The sequence below is a fragment of the Streptomyces sp. NPDC037290 genome, assembly GCF_055603245.1.
In genome coordinates this window covers 1-1,467 of record NZ_JBVJVZ010000137.1, presented here as the reverse complement: position 1 = coordinate 1,467, position 1,467 = coordinate 1, and the positions used below count along the sequence as shown (strand labels likewise).

The following is a 1,467-nucleotide window of genomic DNA, read 5'->3' as shown; positions in this document are numbered from 1 at the left end:
AAGAAGCTCCGTGGACTGATCAGCCACGCCTTCACTCCGAAGGTGGTGGCCGATATGGAACCACGCATCGCCGCCCTCACCCACGAACTGCTCGACGCCGTGGCCGACGGCGGCCGTATGGAATTGGTCAACGACCTGGCCTACCCGCTTCCCGTCATCGTCATCGCCGAGCTGCTCGGAGTGCCGGCCTCGGACCGGGACAAGTTCCGGGACTGGGGAACCGCGCTCATGGAGAGCACTCAGGAGTTCTCCTTCGTCGACCGGACCGAAGAGCAGAGCCGACGCCTTCAGGAGGCCATGCAGCAGGTCGGGAAACTCTCCGACTACCTGCGCGAACACGTTCTCGACCGCCGGAAGAACCCCCGCGACGACCTCATCACCAAGCTGGTTCAGGCCGAGGTGGACGGTGAACGCCTCACCGACAACGAGGTCGTCAACTTCTCCAACGTGCTGCTGATCGCCGGGCACATCACGACCACGATGCTGTTGGGCAACTCGATCCTGTGTCTGGACAGCCACCCGGAGTGGCTCGCCCGGGTGCGCGCGGACCGCGCGCTGGTGCCGGCCGCGATCGAGGAGTCGCTGCGGTACTACAGCCCCTTCGCGGGAACGGCGCGTGCCACGACCGTCGACGTGGAACTCGGCGGTGAGCGCATTCCCGCCGATTCCCTGGTGGTGACCTTCCTCGGCGTGGCGAACCGCGACCCGAAGGTGTTCACCGACCCCGACACCTTCGACCCGCTGCGCGACCCGAACCCCCACATGGCGTTCGGCCGGGGGGCGCACTTCTGCATCGGCGCGCCGCTCGCCCGCCTGGAGGGCAGGGTGGCGCTGAACATCCTGCTGGACCGCTTCCCGAACCTGCGCAGCGACCCGGACCGGCCGCCCCGGTTCCTGCCGAGCCTCAGCATGACCGGCCCCGAGGAACTGCCGCTGGTGTTCTGACGCCCAGGCGTTCGGTGCGGGCCCCGTCCCGCACCGAAGAGCGGGTGCCGGACCGCGTGCTATGTTCGGCCGATGTCCAGCCTTGACCTCATCACGGAACGCTCCGATCCCGCTGTGCAGCGCATCATCGATGTCACGAAGCACTCGCGGGCCGTCGTCAAGACGGTACTGATCGAGGACATCGAGCCACTGCTGCAGAGCATCCGGGCCGGAGTCGGGTTCATCGAGATCTACGGGCTCGACACCGTGACCCTGCCGGACGAACTGCTCGACCTGTGCGCCCGGCGCGACATCCCGGTCCGGCTGCTCGCCGCCCCCGTCGCCAACCAGGTCTTCAAGACGGAGAAGAAGCCGAAGGTCTTCGGCCTGGCCCGGGTCCCCAAGCCGACCCGCCTCGCGGACCTGTCCGCCACGACCGGTGACCTCATTCTCCTCGACGGCGTGAAGATCGTCGGCAATATCGGCGCCATCGTGCGCACCTCGTTCGCCCTCGGGGCCCCCGGTACCGTCCCCGTGGACCGA

Annotated in this window: 1 protein-coding gene and 1 pseudogene; both read left to right on the top strand. The window is 67.8% G+C overall.

All coding sequences use genetic code 11. The annotated features are described in order from the left end of the window. A partial coding sequence (locus ACZ7HQ_RS45455) for a cytochrome P450 (protein WP_471003505.1) occupies positions 1 to 945 on the top strand: 945 nt, incomplete at its 5' end. 72 nt (positions 946 to 1,017) lie between these two features. Further along, positions 1,018 to 1,467, top strand: a pseudogene (locus ACZ7HQ_RS45450) (NshR/TsnR family 23S rRNA methyltransferase); the annotation flags it as partial.